At 64.8% G+C, this 15,829-nt stretch carries 13 protein-coding genes, 1 pseudogene and 1 riboswitch; of the genes and pseudogenes, 5 read left to right on the forward strand and 9 right to left on the reverse strand.

The genetic code is table 11. The features are described from left to right. Window positions 1–52: 52 nt before the first annotated feature. Genes CVM50_RS12720 through CVM50_RS12730 form a run of 3 tightly spaced genes read right to left on the reverse strand, consistent with a single transcriptional unit; the run spans window position 53 to window position 4,041 of the window. A complete protein-coding gene (locus CVM50_RS12720; protein ID WP_085886794.1) occupies window positions 53–1,120 on the reverse strand; it encodes an amidohydrolase family protein in 1,068 nt (355 codons plus the stop codon). Next, window positions 1,117–3,024, reverse strand: coding sequence for a TRAP transporter permease (locus CVM50_RS12725; protein ID WP_085886795.1), 1,908 nt, complete (start codon window positions 3,022–3,024; stop codon window positions 1,117–1,119). The genes CVM50_RS12720 and CVM50_RS12725 overlap by 4 nt, the downstream gene beginning before the upstream one ends. A 21-nt stretch (window positions 3,025–3,045) precedes the next feature. Next, complete coding sequence (locus CVM50_RS12730) at window positions 3,046–4,041, reverse strand: TAXI family TRAP transporter solute-binding subunit (protein WP_085886796.1); 996 nt, start codon at window positions 4,039–4,041, stop codon at window positions 3,046–3,048. Window positions 4,042–4,150: 109 nt separating this feature from the next. Here CVM50_RS12730 and CVM50_RS12735 point away from each other — a divergent pair, with 109 nt between their 5' ends. After that, on the forward strand, window positions 4,151–5,047 hold the full coding sequence (locus CVM50_RS12735) for a LysR family transcriptional regulator (RefSeq protein WP_085886797.1): 897 nt from the start codon (window positions 4,151–4,153) through the stop codon (window positions 5,045–5,047). A gap of 58 nt (window positions 5,048–5,105) precedes the next feature. Here the strand turns inward: CVM50_RS12735 and CVM50_RS12740 are convergent, their stop codons facing one another. From CVM50_RS12740 to CVM50_RS12755, 5 genes and pseudogenes are all read right to left on the reverse strand, one after another. Continuing rightward, window positions 5,106–7,106 (reverse strand): hypothetical protein, encoded by a 2,001-nt coding sequence (locus tag CVM50_RS12740; protein WP_085886798.1) that lies wholly within the window; start codon window positions 7,104–7,106, stop codon window positions 5,106–5,108. Further along, window positions 7,106–8,413, reverse strand: a complete 1,308-nt coding sequence (locus CVM50_RS12745; RefSeq protein WP_085886799.1) for an ATP-grasp domain-containing protein — start codon at window positions 8,411–8,413, stop codon at window positions 7,106–7,108. The genes CVM50_RS12740 and CVM50_RS12745 overlap by 1 nt, the downstream gene beginning before the upstream one ends. Before the next feature lie 169 nt (window positions 8,414–8,582). Next, on the reverse strand, window positions 8,583–8,798 hold the full coding sequence (locus CVM50_RS21380) for a Rossmann-fold NAD(P)-binding domain-containing protein (RefSeq protein ID WP_143515576.1): 216 nt from the start codon (window positions 8,796–8,798) through the stop codon (window positions 8,583–8,585). Further along, window positions 8,798–8,923 (reverse strand): annotated as a pseudogene (locus CVM50_RS22310) (IS110 family transposase); the annotation flags it as partial. The gene CVM50_RS21380 and the pseudogene CVM50_RS22310, both read right to left, overlap by 1 nt. 112 nt (window positions 8,924–9,035) lie before the next feature. Continuing rightward, a complete protein-coding gene (locus tag CVM50_RS12755; protein ID WP_085886800.1) occupies window positions 9,036–9,512 on the reverse strand; it encodes an Lrp/AsnC family transcriptional regulator in 477 nt (158 codons plus the stop codon). Between the two features lie 142 nt (window positions 9,513–9,654). Here CVM50_RS12755 and CVM50_RS12760 point away from each other — a divergent pair, with 142 nt between their 5' ends. After that, window positions 9,655–10,692, forward strand: coding sequence for a zinc-dependent alcohol dehydrogenase family protein (locus tag CVM50_RS12760; RefSeq protein WP_085886801.1), 1,038 nt, complete (start codon window positions 9,655–9,657; stop codon window positions 10,690–10,692). Between the two features lie 515 nt (window positions 10,693–11,207). Here the strand turns inward: CVM50_RS12760 and CVM50_RS12765 are convergent. Further along, window positions 11,208–12,113: a LysR family transcriptional regulator gene (locus CVM50_RS12765; RefSeq protein WP_085886802.1), complete on the reverse strand. Its 906-nt coding sequence runs from the start codon at window positions 12,111–12,113 to the stop codon at window positions 11,208–11,210. A gap of 114 nt (window positions 12,114–12,227) precedes the next feature. On the opposite strand from CVM50_RS12765, the gene CVM50_RS12770 reads away from it, so the two are divergent. From CVM50_RS12770 to CVM50_RS12780, 3 genes are all read left to right on the forward strand, one after another. Continuing rightward, entirely contained in the window at window positions 12,228–13,091 is an 864-nt protein-coding gene (locus CVM50_RS12770; RefSeq protein WP_085886803.1) for an SDR family oxidoreductase, read from the forward strand. Window positions 13,092–13,135: 44 nt separating this feature from the next. After that, entirely contained in the window at window positions 13,136–13,654 is a 519-nt protein-coding gene (locus CVM50_RS12775) for a VOC family protein (protein ID WP_232618238.1), read from the forward strand. A gap of 597 nt (window positions 13,655–14,251) precedes the next feature. Further along, window positions 14,252–14,361: riboswitch (TPP riboswitch) on the forward strand. A 141-nt stretch (window positions 14,362–14,502) separates the two neighbouring features. After that, on the forward strand, window positions 14,503–15,723 hold the full coding sequence (locus CVM50_RS12780) for an NtaA/DmoA family FMN-dependent monooxygenase (protein WP_085886805.1): 1,221 nt from the start codon (window positions 14,503–14,505) through the stop codon (window positions 15,721–15,723). Window positions 15,724–15,829: the final 106 nt, after the last annotated feature.

The raw sequence follows: 15,829 nt of genomic DNA on the forward strand, positions 1-15,829 counted from the left end.
TGCTGGCCGAAGGTTGATCCCGGCGCAGTTCATTGCGCCGGGATAGCTTCACTCAGATCTTGAAGACCTTTCGCGCCACGTCCTCGTAGAAGGCCTTTTTCGCGGCCTCGGGCACATCCATGTGGTCGAAGACGCCGACCTCTTCCGGCACGTACTGCCAAGGGTAATCCATGGCGTACATCATCCGGTCGACCCCGATCACCTCCTGCACGAACTTCACCGGCGGCGCCCAGCCGACACCCGAGGAGGTGTAGTAGAAGTTGTCGATCAGGTAGTCCCAGGCGCGCCGCTTCAGCGGCTGCACGTTGGGATGGCGCCCTGTCTTCGAGATATGCCCGTGCATGTAGTCGATCCGGTAAAGCCAGTAGGGCAGCGCCTCGCCACAGTGACCGAGGATGATGTTCAGCTTCGGGAAGCGGTCGAAAAGGCCCGACACAACGAGGCGCAGGGCATGCAGCCCGGTCTCGCAGGCAAAGCCGTAGACGGCGGCATCCAGGCAACGCGGCAGGAAGGGGTCGATCATGTCGGCCGGCGGCGTGTTGGGGTGCAGGTAGATCGGCACGTCCAGCGCCTCGGCCGCCTCGAAGAGGCCCCAGTATTTCTCGTCATCCAGATAGACGCCCAGGGTGTGCGAGTTCAGGATCCCGCCGCGCAGTCCCAGCTTGGTCACGCCGCGCTCCAGCTCCTTTTCGGCCTCGCCGATGTCCAGCGGAGAGAAAGCCGCCAGCCCCAGGAAGCGGTCGGGATGGGCGGCAACGCCCTCGGCCAGCATATCGTTGGCCATCCGCGCCAGCGCAGTGCCCTGCGCGGGCTCGAAGACCTGCACACCGGGGCTGGAGAGCGCCAGCACCGCCATGTCGATGCCCGCTGCGTCCATGTCCGCCAGCCGCTCCTCCCCCAGAGAGGTGATGCGACGGTTGTGCGCCTGGGCCTTCTCGGTCTTCGATTTGCCGAAGAAACCCCATAGGCTCTGGAACCCCGGATCGCTGATGGAACCGTCGTCGAGGCCCTTGATGTAGAGATCCTTGATCTCCTGCGGCAGCCAGGCCTCCTCGGTCGCGATCCGCTTGTAGGGCGGATTGGGGTTGCGCGGAGGCATTTCGGGATAGCGCACACTCATGTCGTTCGTCCTTCTTCAAGTGTCTTGGGATCAGTTTTGCGGGGAAAATCGCCCCGCCCGCCGCCTGCGAAACGGGTCAGCAGCCAGGCGATCGGTAGAGAGGCCAGCGCGCCGATCAGCGCGAGCAGGCTTGCAGGGGGCAGCACGGCGGTCAGCGCGCCGATGCCAAGGGCCAATATTCCGACCGCCAGGCGCCACGGTCCGCCGCCATAGGCGCGACGGTTGGCCAGCACCTCGGCCAGCAGGAAGCCAGCGACGGCGATGGTGATGACCGAGACCGCGATCTCTTCCCATGTGCCGTGCCAGACCAGTGCCGGGTTCAGCGCGAAGACGAAGGGCAGCAGGTAGGCGGTCACCGCCAGCTTCACCCCCGTGACACCGGTCTGCCACATGTCCGCGCCGGCGATGGAGGCGGCCGAATAGCTGGCGATGGCGACGGGGGGCGTCAGCATCGACAGCAGGCCGAAGTAGAAGATGAAGAGATGCGCGCTCATCTGTTCGACGCCCGCCTTGACCAGAGCAGGCGCCAGCAGGACCGAGATCACCACGTAGACGCCGGTCGTCGGCATCCCGACCCCCAGGATCACGGCCAGGGCGGCGGTGGCAGCCAAGAGCGACAGCAGCCCGCCCGCGGCGGCGATCTTGCCAAGTGCCAGGGTCAGCGCGAAGCCCAGGCCGGTGACATTGATCGTGCCGATCACGATACCCGCCACGGCGCTGACCAGGATCACAGGCACCAAGGTCTGGCCCGAGATCGCCAGGATCCGGCCGAGGAACCGCGGCGACAGCGTCTCGCGCGGGGCGCGGACCAGATTCAGCGCCAGCGCGGCCAGGGCCGAATAGAGCGCGGCCTTGCCCGGCCCATATCCCAGCACGAACAGGAACCAGATCAGCACGCCAAGCGGGGCCAGCAGCGGCCAGGCCCCCAGAAGGGCGGCGCCGGGTTTCGGCAGGCTGTCGCGCGCCTCGCCCTCGATGCCGTGGGCGACGGCAAAGCGATCCACCTGGCGGTACAGCAGGTAGTAGTAGAAGAACGCGGGCAAAAAGGCCGCGATCACCACGTCACCGTATCCCACCTGAAGAAACTCGGCGATGACGAAGGCCGTGGCGCCCATCACCGGGGGCGCGATCTGCCCGCCGTTGGAGGCCACCGCCTCGATCGCGGCGGCATAGCGCGACGGGAACCCCGCCTTTTTCATCATCGGGATGGTGACCACACCGGTCGACATGACATTGGCCACGGTCGAGCCCGACAACGTGCCGAAGAGAGACGAAGCCAGGATCGCCACCTTGGCCGGCCCGCCCCGGCGGTGCCCCATCAGCGACAGCGCCAGCCGGGTCATGGCGTCCGATCCACCCACGGCAGTCAGCACCACGCCGAACAGGATGAACCCCATGATCTGATTGGCCGCCACGTTCAGCACCAGCCCGGGCACGCCGTTGCTGTCGTTGTAGACATAGAGCAGGTAACGCGCCGGCTTCAGGTAGGCCCCTTCAAAGAGCCCCGGTGCCAGCCAGCCCCAGAAGCCATAGGCCATGAACACCACGCCCAGCACCGCGAGGACCATGCCGCAATGGCGCCGCGTGGCCTCCAGCATCCCGGCAATGGCAAAGACTGCGGGGACCCATTTCTCCGGCCCCCGCAGATGGGCCGTCAGCAGCCAGTCCTCATAGTTCCAGGCCAGCCAGAGCCAGCCGCCCATGGCGGCAAGGGCAAAGGCCAGGTCGGGCCAGCGCCAGCCCCCGGCAAGAGGCTTGGCCACCAGGCCCGCCAGCACCGCCAGCCCCAGCACGACGGCCAGGTATTGCTCGGTGATGACCACGGCGCCCAGGCGCCCGGGCAGATCGAGGATCCAGGCGATCCCCAGCACCGGCAGAAGCGCGGTGGCGATCCGTCTGCTCATGACAGGACTCCTTCGCCGCGCTTACTGCAGGGCAGCGTCGCGGGCGGCGTTTTCCTCGGACCAGATCCCCTTCTCGGTGAAGAAGGCGACGGCGGCCGGGTGGTAGGGTACCGTGTTGGTCGGCGCGGCCATCAGCTCCTGCGCGGCGGCGGCCAGCGGCGGGTAGTCGGCCTTGAGCCCCGGCAACCCGTCGTAAAGCGCGCTCAGGATCGCCGTCGCATCCTCATCCGATAGATCGGCAGAGGCGGTCAGGTAGACGTCATAGGCCGAAACGGTGACCGGATCCGTGATCTCGGGCATCCGGGGATTGGGCGCGACCTCCATCAGGTAGACCCCGTTGAACAGGTCGTTGATCGCCTCGCTTGTGGCGCCCTCGCCGGTGATGGACAGATAGCGGATGCCGCCCGGGATCGTCGCGTGGGCCTGCTGAGTCAGCGGAATGCCGACCGCCACGCCAGTCGCATCCACCGCCCCCTCGGTCAAAGCCTCCATCCCCTGGCTCAGGCCGGCGACGGTCACGCCCTCGACCTGATCCAGCGACAGGCCGCCAGCCTGCAGGATGGCCGTGTTCACACGCCCCGTAGCCGCCTGGGCCGACAGTTCGGTGATGACCTTCTTGCCCGCCAGATCCGAGACCTCGGTCATGCCGCTTTCCGCACGCACGACCAGCGCCTGGCGCAGCGGCCAGAGACGGGCCAGAACGCGGATGTCGGTGTAGGGGTCATTGCCGTATTCGCCCCGGTACCACGCGCCCACATCGATCGAGGAATTCAGCCCAAGCGTCACCTCGCCCGCGTCAATCAGCGGGATGTAGACCGAGGATCCGGTGAACGGCTGGACCGTCACCTGCCTTTGCAGGTTCTCTTGCAACGAGGCGGCAATACCGCCGCCGATGGTGTAGTAGAGCGTGCCCTGCGGGTTGGTGCCCAGCGTGATGCGCCCCTGGGCCTGGGCCGGTGCGGCCACACCGATGGTAGCGGCCACCGCGCAAGCAGCGGCCAGAAAACGTCCGATCATTATATCCTCCCTTGCCGGCAGCTCCTCTTCCGCCGGGAGGTCAGATTAACATTGTTCGATTGTCCCTTTTGATGAATGTTACAGAGATATTCATGCAGGAACTTTATGAATGATCGTCTCCCACCTGACCCTTCGGCAATTGCAGGCGATCCGCGCGATCTATGACGCAGGCCAGATCTCGGCCGCAGCGGAGGCGCTGGCAGTCAGCCAGTCGGCAGCCAGCGTCCTGCTAAGCCAGGCCGAGGCGACCCTGGGCACACGCCTTTTCGACCGGACGACCCGCCGGGTCACCCCGACCGAGGCGGTGGAGCAGATCATCGGCATCGTGAACCGCATCCTGTCGGACGTGGCCTCGATCGACGCGGTGATGACTGACCTGAAGGAACTGGAGCGCGGGGTGGTGCGCGTCGCCGCGACACCCGCCACCGGCATCGCCCTGCTGCCACGCACCGTCGAACGCTTTCTCTCTGCGCATCCACGCGTTCACCTTGAGATGAACGACTGCGCGCCCGACCAGTTCTTCAGCCTGATCCGCGAAGAGAAGGTGGATTTCGGCATCGGCATACCACCCGCCGACCGCGCCGATTTCGACTATCGGGTTCTGCACCATGACCCCGTGCATCTGGTCTGCCACCGAACCCATCCGCTGGCCCGTCGTCCCCACGTGGCCTGGCGCGCGCTGGACGGTGAACCGCTGATCCTGGCACGGCGCAACTACGGGGTCCGCGAACAGGTCGAGGCGACGATCCGCGCCGCGGGCGGCACCCCGAATGTCGTCAGCGAAATCGGTTTTCTCTATTCAGCGGAATGGATGGTGGCCAGCGGCATGGGCATGGCCGCCTTCCCTGCCCGGCTGGCCCAGGCCATCCGCAATCCAGAGGTGGTGGTGGTGCCGCTGGTCGATCCGGTGATCACCCGCACCATGGCCGTCATCAGCCGCCGAGGACGCAGCCTGTCGCCCCCGGCACAACGTTTCGTCGAGTTGCTGGCCGCGGATCTGAGGTAGCCAATGCGCGACAAACTAGCGGCGAGTTGTGACCCGTAGGTCCATATTTGATCCTGGCTTATAGTCGATCAGCAGCCCAGCTCTGTGTCGCTTGCTCTTTAACGGCACCTATCTCGGCAGTCGAAAGGATCTGCGCCGTCTTGCTGTCGCGCAGAGGTTCGTCATGAAACAGATAGACTCGGGACAGGAAGTGCCCAAACTCGAGCGAGCCCTCACCGCTGCGCTCACCGTTTCCGCTTGTCGAAACGACAACGCCGCCGCCCCAATCCTGCCCGCTGTCGTTGTTCGGATTGTAGAAATAGACCCGCATTGTGCCAGACTGATCTTCGGCGACGCGTAAGATGGCGATGGCATGCCAGCCGATGAACTGTTGGTTCGGATCGGTGACCGCGATGCCTGCAGGCTGCGGGTGGCTAACTGGGCGATCGCCGTTGTAGTGCGGGTGATAGGCGGCAAAAAAGCGACGCAGGAAATTGTCGTAATCCGAAAGCTTGCCGGTAGCGACATCCACTGCCACGGCACAGTCTCGCGACACCCACCAGCCGTGAAACTCCGGGTTGATCCAGCGATGAGGATCACCTTCGCGTCCGATGCAGAGCTGCCCCATCTTGGCGTAGATCTTGTCCAAATGCGCCACCAGCAGGACCGACACCGGATCTGCGTCGATCGGACCAAAACCCGCCAGACCGACGGGCAGATGCGCCGAATTGATGTCGGTGCCTTCGAAACGCATCAAGATCGCATCGTATTCCGATGCTTGGTAGATGATATGAAGCAGGTAATCGGGCGCGACTTGGGACCACATGGAGATCGCGCGCGCCGACTGGCAGGTCGGGTTCGCCCCCTGGCCCACACCCAGCGGCTGGCCGATGATCTGCAGCACACCCGCCAGAACATGCGTTTCGGGGGACACGAGGTCGCCAAAGCCCATGCAGATACGGTCGCGGGCGGCGCCACGCACCTTTTGCTGCAGCTGCCGTTCCAAGGCCGGGACCATCGGCGCATGGTGCAGCACACCGCGTTCCAGCATCAATGTCAGGCCATAGATCGCCTGCGGGGTCGACAGCGTGACACCGGCACGGATCAAGTCCTCGATCAGGCGACGATAGTGGCGCCAGCAGTCCAGACCGGTCGTCCCGAGGCCCAGCGTTTCAGGCACAAGGGCGCGATCACTGTAGTCCAGCACGTAGAGCAGAAATGTCACGTGGTAGTCCGAGACGAGACCGGTATCGTGCATGGCCCGTGCGAATCCCATCGCCTCGCGCGACAGGGCGGCCTCGTCGAAATGCGCGATCCGTTCAAGGTAGGCGTCCACACCCGGATCGTCCAGCGACGCGACCGTGGGGCCAAACAGGGCACTGACGAGCCGCTCCGCCCCCAAACGCTCGCTACCCGGTTCGGTCCCGTTCTCGTTCAGGGCGATGGCGATCTGCACGATCATGTCCTTGACCACGCCGACCTGAATGGAGCGCTGCTCCAGAAGTCGCCAGATTTCCGTCACCAGCACGCCCAGGACATCCGTGAGACCGATGTGCTCTGAGATGAACCGCAGAATGGCTTGCTTTTGCTCCTGGCGCGCGCCCAGAGCCCGCGTCGCCTCGTCCGACTGTCCGAATATATCGCGGACATTGAGGGCCAGCACCTGCGTCAGGAAATGTCTCGCGTGGTCTTGGTGCAGGTTGCGGTGCCGCATGCCGCCCGTAGCGACCGCGAGAAAGCGAAACAGGCTTACGACTTCGAGGGCCACAAGGTCGGGGTCTTCGGCAAGCAGCGTATTGCCTGAGATTTGCGGGCGCAGCGCCTCCGGCGCATCCCAGTCCGACCCGACGAACAGCCCGGCAAGGTCCATTGCCGCGGCACGGGCAAAGATCACATCGACCCCGCCGTCTGCCTGCAACAGCTGCCCGACCACCGCCAGAACGGCCTGTTGATGGGCCAGCTTGGCCTCCGGCTCTGCCGTCTTGAGCTGGTCGATCGCGAGGTCCAAATCATGAGACAACCCGGCGTCCTGGGCCCGGTTGTCGACAGCATGATGCTGCTCTTCGTCGGAGGTGTTCATCACACGTAAAAATCCAATTCTTCCTGCGCCTTAAGCAGGTCACGCAGTTTTATCGGATCGTCCCCTGCAAAGAAGACCAGCCCCCAATGCGTGCCGAAGGCGGACCGGTCCGGGACCGTTTCCTCTGTCGGTGCGACCAGTTCATGCGACTCGAAATAAGGATGCTCTGTGGTTTCCTTGGGCATCTCGAGTTTACTGACGACACGGCGGCGCGGATAGACCCCGAAACAGCCCGCGTAGCACTTGGCATCCTCGACAGCACGCGGGAAGAAGGCGTCGACCTCCTCCTTGGTGCTTTTGGGGTCGAAAACCAGTATGGACGCTTGATAGGCATTAAAGCCATAGGCGCGCTCGATCAGCTCGAACGCCTTGAAGCCCGGCGGGCGATAGGCAACCTCACCGAAATACATCTCCCCGTCAGAGGTGACGAAATACTCAGGGTGGATCTGGCCGAACTGGATATCGAATGTCTTGATCAGCTTTTCGATCTGTTTGGTGATCGCGTCCCGCCAGCTTTCAAGTTCGTGGGTGGCTGGCACGAAGACGGAGTAGCCCAGCGTCACGTATTCGGAGATGTTGAGAAACTTGATCTCGCCGTCATGAATCCAGGCCTCGACCGCGAATTCCCAGCCATCCAGATGGCTTTCCATCAGCAGCGGGTACTCTTCTTCGGGAATCTTGTCGATGTCCTCGATGTCGCGGATCATGCGGTGACCCAGACAACCAGCCTTGTCGAAGGCCTTGACGTGAATCGGATCGTCCGGGTCGCCGTCGAGCTTGAGAAGCGTCTGGTTGACCCGCTTCATGAAGCGGATGATGTCGTCCTTCTCGTAGGCCTCCTCGAAGATCCCGACACGGATGCCGCCCAGTTGGGCGCGTCTTTTCATCAGGGCTTTGTCGCGGAACAGGATGGATTGCCCGTACATGCGCGGCCGGTCCATGAGCACGGCGTTGATCGCACCCGACCACTCGACGGTCTCCTCGAACAGCGGGATCGCTACATCGACACCATCGTCCTTGAGCCGCTGTGCGATTTCCACGGACCGGTCGTTGAGCCGTGCGAAGTCCCACGGAATGAAAGGAATGTTGTTGGCCTCGCAGAAATCCGCAGCCCATTCCGGCGCGACCACGACGTAGCGACGGTCGAATTTCTGGGCGGCCTTGATCGCGTTCACACTCCAACCGAGCAGAGCGACATAGCCTTTGTTCGGATCCTTGGGTGTTTCAGTTCCGCGCACGGAATCCAGCGTCGGATCGGTCCAGCCCGAAAGAACCTCAGCTGTCGGTGTTTCAGTTTTCTTAGACATTAGTAGGCCTCCATAACGGTTGCGCACTAAACTGACGCCCTGATCGGCAGCAGAGCAGTCTACATGCAGATGTTGACTGACACCTAACGTCCCAAGCGCCTTTTTCCAGTCGCGCCGCCTTGGTGGCGGACGAGCCACGCCACAAACGGAGAGGGTTCGGGACCGCTTATCAAACGAATCTTGGCCCCGGAAGGCGCACAGAAGCGCGGCCGAAATTTAGCTTGGCGCCACCACGCAGCGCGCGCATGGCGGGCATCACGGCGCGGGTCATGGCCACGGTGCCCCGCATGTTGGTTTGAAGCAGTTCACCGGCCCGGGCGATGTCAGCACCTTCCAGTACGTTGATGCGCAGGCTTTGATGCCGATGAGGCAGGGCGAAAGTCACTCGAAGAACGTCAGCACCTGCGCCCGGCGCAAAGGCCGATTGAGGGCAACGTCTCCGGCCTATGTAACTCCTTGGACATGGAAGAGGCTCTTGGCCAGGTCGAGGCCGCCAGTGGCAGCTTGCATGCGGTGGCTCCTCTCAATTGCAAAAGTCTGACACCTGCACTGTGGCGCATCGCGACGCCAGGAGCGCGAGCCATCCACCCCGTCGGCATTGGACCGCCGGGAGAGGTAGCCCTCAGATTGCTCCACGTAAAACCGGCAGCCTACCCGAGGATTTCATCTCCCGCAGCGACAGGTTCGAACGAATGCTGGTCACCCCGGGCAGCCTGCGCAAGGTGGTCTCCACGAAGGCACTGTAGTCGTCGAGGTCCCGCGCGACGGCGATGAGCAGGAAGTCGTCGGCTCCGGTCGTATTGTGGCAGGCCAGGATATTTGGCGAGGTCTCGATGATGCGCTGGAACTCGGCCGTGGCGGCGGCGTCGTGCTCGGAGCAGCGCAGCTGCACAAAGGCCATGACCCCAAGCCCGATCTTCCGGCGGTTCAGCCGCGCCTGGTAGCCCTCGATGATGCCACTCTCTTCCAGCCGCTTCAGGCGCCGCCAGCAGGGTGTCTCGCTCATCGACAAATGCTCAGCCAGCTTGGCGTTGGTCATGCGCCCGTCGTCCTGAAGCAGATCCAGTATCTCGGCGTTGACAGCATCGATCTTTGTCATGGGGCAGACTGTCCTTCATAATCGAGCAGAATGAGCAGGGTCTTCCCGAAATATCTCGAAAAGCGGCGAAATTGGCAAAGTTCTTTTCCCAGACATCGGTAGGATGCGCCAACCGTACCTGCCCCCGCGAGGAGATGAAGCCATGAAGGCCGTGCTATTCGAGAAGTTCCAGGAGCCCCCCAAGCTCGTCACCGTTCCCGACGCGACGCCCGAGCCGCATGGCGTCGTCCTCAAGGTAGAAGCGACCGGCGTATGCCGCAGCGACTGGCACGGCTGGATGGGTCACGACAGCGACATCGAGCTGCCGCATGTCCCGGGCCACGAGCTGGCCGGGGTGGTCGAGGCCGTGGGCAAGGACGTGACCAACTGGAAGGTGGGCGACAAGGTCACCGTGCCGTTCATCTGCGGCTGCGGCAGCTGTTCCGAGTGCCACGCCGGACAGCAGCAGGTCTGCCTGCATCAGGAGCAGCCAGGCTTCACTCATTGGGGGTCCTTCGCCGAATACGTCGCCATCCATCAGGCCGATCTGAACCTCGTGGGCTTGCCCGAGAGCATGGACTTCGCGACCGCAGCCAGTCTCGGATGCCGGTTCGCGACCTCCTTCCGGGCTGTCATCGACCAGGGCAAGGTCAGTGCGGGTCAATGGGTGGCGGTTCATGGCTGTGGCGGTGTCGGACTGTCCGCTGTGATGATCGCGGCGGCTGCGGGCGCGAATGTCATCGGCGTGGATCTCGACCCCGCGAAGCTGGACTTGGCCCGGGCCCTCGGCGCGGTGGCGGTGATCAACGGCCGGGAGGCCGATGTGCCCGCGGCGATCAGGGACACCACGCGGGGCGGTGCGCATGTCTCCCTCGATGCGCTCGGGCACACCGTGACCATGACCAACTCGATTCTCTGTCTGCGGCCACGGGGCAAGCACATCCAGGTGGGCCTGATGCTCGGCGAGCACGCGGATCCCGCCGTGCCGATGCCCAAGATCGTTGGTCAGGAGATCGAACTGCTCGGCTCACACGGCATGCAGGCGCACCGCTATGGCGCAATGCTTGACATGGTGGCCAGCGGGAAGCTTGATCCGGCGCGCCTGGTGGGGGATCGGATCAGCCTTGCAGATGCGCCCGAAGCTCTGATGAATATGGACAAGTTCCAGTCCGTCGGCGCCACGGTCATCACCCGGTTCTAAGGCGATCCGAGGTCGGAAAAGCAAGACCTTCGGATTGGGAGGCTCTGGCGAAGGGCAAGGTCGGGCACAGGGCCGAAGCAGCCGCTCGCCACTTGAAGCATCGAGGGCGGCTGTGGCCCGTTCGCGTCGTTGGGCCTCCTGCCCTGACCAGATGCGCAACCTGCGCAAAGCGGTCACCCAAGCGCCCCGCTCGAACGGCAGCAAACTGTGCTGCCTAAGCCGACGGTCGCGCCTGGCGCAGCGAAGGTAGGGACCCAGCCCTTCCACGACACTCGCGCCAAGCACAGCATGCAGTCAACCACCGACACTACGGGCGGGGAACCGACATTCGCTTCACCAACGAGCCGATTAGGACCGAGTCTGGAAAGCGGACTTGGCAGTCGTGGCGGTGACTGGAAAATTTGATGGGGCGAAAGGTCTGGTCCGTCCACAGCAACTCCCGCCGGACATGGCAGACGAACCCGCTCTCGATACGCTCGATCTCTGTATCGGATGCTGTTCGTTTCGAGTGGCGCTCAGCTTTTATCGTGATCCCGGCACACCTCGATGAAGGCGCGCAGGGGCCGCGGGGTGTGCCGGCTCGGGTAGTAGAGACGCGGCCCGCTGCGGGAGGGCCAGCTTTCCGGGAGGACCGAGATCAGCGTGCCGGCCGCGAAATCCTCCTCCAGCCAGTTGCGGAAGGTGGCGACGATATCGATGCCGGCACGTGCGAAGCCCAGACCCGTGTCGATCGCGTTGACGCCTAGGATCAGGCGCGGGATCGGCTCGACCGTGATCGTCCGGCCATCCTCCACCAACTGCCAGGGCAGAAGCGGGCCGTCCGGCAGGCGGTAGCGTATCGCCTGGTGTTCCGTCAGATCGCGCGGGGTTGCCGGCATGCCCTGCGCCCGAAGGTAATCCGGCGCGGCGGCAAGGGCGATCTGCTGCACCCGAGGGCCTACGGGCACCGAGACCATGTCCTGGGCGAGAATGTCCTCGTAGCGGATACCGGCGTCGCAACCGGCGGCCACGATGTCGACGATGCCATTCTCGACCACGATCTCCACCTCCACCTCCGGGTGGCGAGCGTGAAACGCGGCGAAAAGCGGCGGAAGCATGTCGGGCATGACGGCCCCCGGCACGTTCAGCTTGAGCCGCCCCGTCACGCGCTCTGCCCCCTCCGCCGCCTCGACGCGCGCGGCATCGAGCCCGGCGAGAAGCGGACCGATCCGGTCGGCCAGGGTGCGCCCGGCGTCGGTGGTGGAAACACTTCGCGTCGTGCGCCGCAGGAGCGGCACGCCCAGAGTCGCCTCCATCCGCGCGACCGTGGTGCTGATTTTCGAGGGCGCGAGGCCGAGCCGCCGCGAGGCGGCGCGAAAGCCCCCCTCGCGGACGACGGTGTGAAAGATGGCGAGGTCGTCGAGTGACCCATTGTTCTGCATGGAGAACACCGTATTCGAAAACAGACACGTAGTCACCGGCCCAAAGAACAGCCAGATTTCTCTCGTGGCGGCGCCGGATTGTCCGGCCCCGCCGGCCGATCAAGGGAGACCGACATGCTCATCGTCACAGGCGCGACCGGACAGCTCGGCCGCAGGGTCGTGGATCATCTCGGCACACTGGTGCCTGCCGGCCGGATCGGGATCAGCACCCGCGATCCCGCGCAGGCGGCCGATCTCGCCAGGGCTGGCATTCGCGTACGGCGCGGCGACTACGACGACCGCGACAGCCTGTACCATGCCTGGGAGGGTGCGGAACGCGTCTTGCTGGTGTCCTCGAACGCCGCCGCCCGCGGGGGCGATCCGCTTGCACAGCATCGCGTGGCGATTGATGTGGCACGCGAGCTCGGCGTCGCGCACCTGCTCTACACGAGCCAGATCTCGGCCTCGCCGGACTCGCATTTTCCGCCCGGACGCGATCACGCGGCGACCGAGGCCATGCTGGCCGGGTCAGGTCTGCCCTGGACCGCGCTCCGCCATGGGTTCTACGCGGCGAGCGCGTTGGGCATGAACACTCAAGGTTTCGCGCAGGGAACACTCGCCGGCCCCGAAGACGGCCGCGTCGCCTGGACCACGCATGACGACCTCGCCGAGGCCGATGCCCGGTTGCTCGCGGGTCAGGAGGTGATCGACGGCGCCACGCCCCCGCTCACCGGAGGCGAGGCCCTCGACCTTGCGGATCTCGCCCGGCTCGCCTCGGAGGTGACGGGTCGCGACATCGCGCGGGAGGTGGTGTCGGAAGAGGAGATGGCGCGTCGCGCCCGGCAGAGCGGCGTCCCCGACGGCGCGATCGCCCTTCTGACGGGCTATTTCCGCGCGGCGCGCGCGGGCGAATTCGACCGCCCGGACCCGACCCTTGCCCGCCTTCTCGGCCGTGACCCGATGCCGATGCGGGACGTCCTGGCCCAGGCGTCGATCTGAGGCGCAAACCGGCGCCGCGTTTCGCGATTGGGCCGGAGTCCGCGATGACACCAGCCGGAACGGCAATCGCGCTCGACCCGGTCCGGGGCCCGAAGAGCGATCATCCATCGACCGACAAACTCAGCAACTCGGAAACCAAAGATATGACACAGACCATCGCCCTCTGCGGCCTTCACCATGTCGGTGCTACAGTCAGCGACCTCGATGCAAGCATCGCCTGGTATCGCGAGACGTTCGGTTTCGAGCTGCTCTCCACATACGGCTGGCCCGACGTGCGCGCGGCCTTCATCGGGCGCGACGACATCCGGATCGAGCTTTTCCAGAACGATGCGGCGGCGCCGATGAGCGACGACAGACGCCGGCCCGACACGAACCTGCGCATCGGCGGGATCGGGCATCTGGCGCTCGGCGTGGCCGATCTCGACGCGGCACTGGCCGATCTGCGAGGCCGACAGGTGGAGATCGTCGCCCCGCCCCGCGAGGTGCCCGACGGCAGCGGATCGCGCTTTGCCTTCATCCACGACAACGAGGGCATGCTGGTTGAGGTGTTCGAACCGGGATGAGCGCGGAACGCTTCACGCGCTGATCTTGATGGGGTCGAGGCGGATCCGCTGTTCCGTGGCTGTCTTGCTCAGAAGTGTCGGGCTGTGGCTGAGCTTGGCGGCGTGCGGCAGACGCTTGGCCGTGCCCGCGCCGAGGCCGCACCCGTGATAATGACGACCTTGTTTTCAAAACGTTGCAAAGGACAGAGATCCTTGATCTGCGCATTACGACTAATATGAGTTGATGCTTACCAAACACATGCGAAGGAACAAGCGTGCGCACGGCCAGGCGCTCTCTGAAAGGTGAATGGGATCAGCCGGTTGAGCGGAATTCTGGTCGGGGGCCAATTCTCTTGCGTGAGCAATCCGGTTTCAATCCAGCCAGGCCGAGATTGCCCGATAGAGGGGTAAATCAACTGAACCATCGTTCTGCGCCCTCGAACCCGTTTTCTCTCATCATGCAATCATACCCTGAGATACGGCGCCCTGTCTCAACCGCCCCTTTGCGGTCTGAAAATCGGCGCCACGCGATATGGGATTGGCCGGTTGCAGACGGTCCGCCGACCCGTAAGTCGGAACCGACACATTGACACCGCCACAGGTCGTCTGCACGGTGACGGTCGTAACCAGGGGTGCTCCGAAACGGGGGCTGAGATGCGCGGCGCCGCGCGGACCCTTTCAAAGCTGATCCGGATAATGCCGGCGGAGCGAGGTCCCATGTTCCACGACACAGTGTTGTCGCATCCTGTCATGCTGTCAGACGCACCGAACGCCCCGGAGTTGGTCGCCGTCCCCCTGCCCCCGCGACCGGCGACGCGCCAAACCACCCAGACGCTAGGACAGGCCCTCGTTCCCGACGAGGTGGCACAATGATCCTCAACGCGGTGGTCTTCGGTTTCGGCAGCCATGAAGCTGCCTGGCGCCATGCCGACGTGGATCCGACAGCGCCTCTGACGCTGGCCCATTGGATCCAATGCGCCCAGCAGGCCGAGGCAGCCGGGTTCGACGGGCTCTTCCTCGGGGACATCCTCTGCCTGCAGGACTGGCCCGAGGAGCACCCCTCGGAAACGCTCGACCCCTTCATGGTTCTGGCCGCGGTCGCCGGCGCAACCAGCCGGCTGAGGCTGACCTGCACCGCGTCGACCAGCTTCAACCATCCCTGGCACCTGGCCCGGCGCATCCTGTCCCTGCACCATCTGAGCGCAGGCCGGGCGGGTTGGAACATCGTCACATCCTCCTATCCGCAGGAGGCGGAGAACTTCGGCTGGCCCGAGATGCCCGGCACCGAAGAACGTTATGCCCGGGCCGAGGAGGTGGTGGCGGCCGTCCGCGCCCTCTGGAGCGGCTGGGACGGGATCACCCGGCTTGCCGACCAGGCGGCGGGGCGCTGGCTGGACGCGACACCGCCCCGGGTGGACGCCATGGGGCGGTTCGGCGCGATCCACGGGGCCTTGAACCTCTCCCCCGCCCCCTGGGACCGGCCGCTGCTGGCGCAGGCCGGGTCCTCGCCCACCGGACTTGCCTTCGCGGCACGCCACGCCGACCAGGTGTTTACCGTGCAATCCGACATGACCGAGGCCAGGGCGTTCCGGCATCGCGCACGGGCGCTGGCCGCAGCCTCGGACAGAAACCCCGACGAGATCGCGGTGCTGCCCGGCCTCATTCCCTTCGTGGCCGAGACGGCGGAGGCCGCCGAGGCGGAGCTGGCAACGCTTACGCAGCGCCTGAACCTCGACCATGCCAGAACCAAGCTGGAGCGCTTCCTGGGTCTGTCCCTGGCCGGCCTTTCCCTCGACGCGCCGGTGCCCTTCGGCCCGGCGGATCTGGCGCCCAATGCCTTCAGCAACTCCCGCGCCCACGTCCTGCTTGGCGAGGCACAGCAGAAGGCCCTGACCTTGCGCCAGTTGCTTGCCCGTTTCGCCGCCGGGCGCGGTCACCTCCTTCTGGTCGGGACGGGCGATCACGTGGCCGGCGTCATGCGGGAGTGGGTCGAGGCCGGCGCGGCCGACGGTTTCAACGTGATGCCACCCCTTCTGCCCTCAGGGATCGAGAGGTTTGGACAATTGGTTCCGACCGGTCGCCGGATCTGATCGCGGGCGCGGATCAAAACGCCTGCGCCTGCCGCATGGACTGAGAGCTGTGCATGGCTTGTTCAGGCATACCCACTTTTGTGGCACAAGATTTCCGAGATCGAGA

This window comes from Pseudooceanicola marinus (assembly GCF_002786295.1).
In the GTDB taxonomy this organism is placed as follows: Bacteria; Pseudomonadota; Alphaproteobacteria; order Rhodobacterales; family Rhodobacteraceae; genus Pseudooceanicola; species Pseudooceanicola marinus.

Excerpts from the sequence above, each read along its gene's own strand:
- CVM50_RS12745 (WP_085886799.1), bottom strand. The coding sequence starts at position 8,413 with ATGTCTAAGAAAACTGAAACACCGACAGCTGAGGTTCTTTCGGGCTGG.
- CVM50_RS12755 (WP_085886800.1), bottom strand. The coding sequence starts at position 9,512 with ATGACAAAGATCGATGCTGTCAACGCCGAGATACTGGATCTGCTTCAG.
- CVM50_RS12730 (WP_085886796.1), bottom strand. The coding sequence starts at position 4,041 with ATGATCGGACGTTTTCTGGCCGCTGCTTGCGCGGTGGCCGCTACCATC.
- CVM50_RS12765 (WP_085886802.1), bottom strand. The coding sequence starts at position 12,113 with ATGCAGAACAATGGGTCACTCGACGACCTCGCCATCTTTCACACCGTC.
- CVM50_RS12775 (WP_232618238.1), top strand. The coding sequence starts at position 13,136 with ATGACACCAGCCGGAACGGCAATCGCGCTCGACCCGGTCCGGGGCCCG.
- CVM50_RS12770 (WP_085886803.1), top strand. The coding sequence starts at position 12,228 with ATGCTCATCGTCACAGGCGCGACCGGACAGCTCGGCCGCAGGGTCGTG.
- CVM50_RS12780 (WP_085886805.1), top strand. The coding sequence starts at position 14,503 with ATGATCCTCAACGCGGTGGTCTTCGGTTTCGGCAGCCATGAAGCTGCC.
- CVM50_RS12720 (WP_085886794.1), bottom strand. The coding sequence starts at position 1,120 with ATGAGTGTGCGCTATCCCGAAATGCCTCCGCGCAACCCCAATCCGCCC.
- CVM50_RS12735 (WP_085886797.1), top strand. The coding sequence starts at position 4,151 with ATGATCGTCTCCCACCTGACCCTTCGGCAATTGCAGGCGATCCGCGCG.
- CVM50_RS12725 (WP_085886795.1), bottom strand. The coding sequence starts at position 3,024 with ATGAGCAGACGGATCGCCACCGCGCTTCTGCCGGTGCTGGGGATCGCC.
- CVM50_RS12740 (WP_085886798.1), bottom strand. The coding sequence starts at position 7,106 with ATGAACACCTCCGACGAAGAGCAGCATCATGCTGTCGACAACCGGGCC.
- CVM50_RS12760 (WP_085886801.1), top strand. The coding sequence starts at position 9,655 with ATGAAGGCCGTGCTATTCGAGAAGTTCCAGGAGCCCCCCAAGCTCGTC.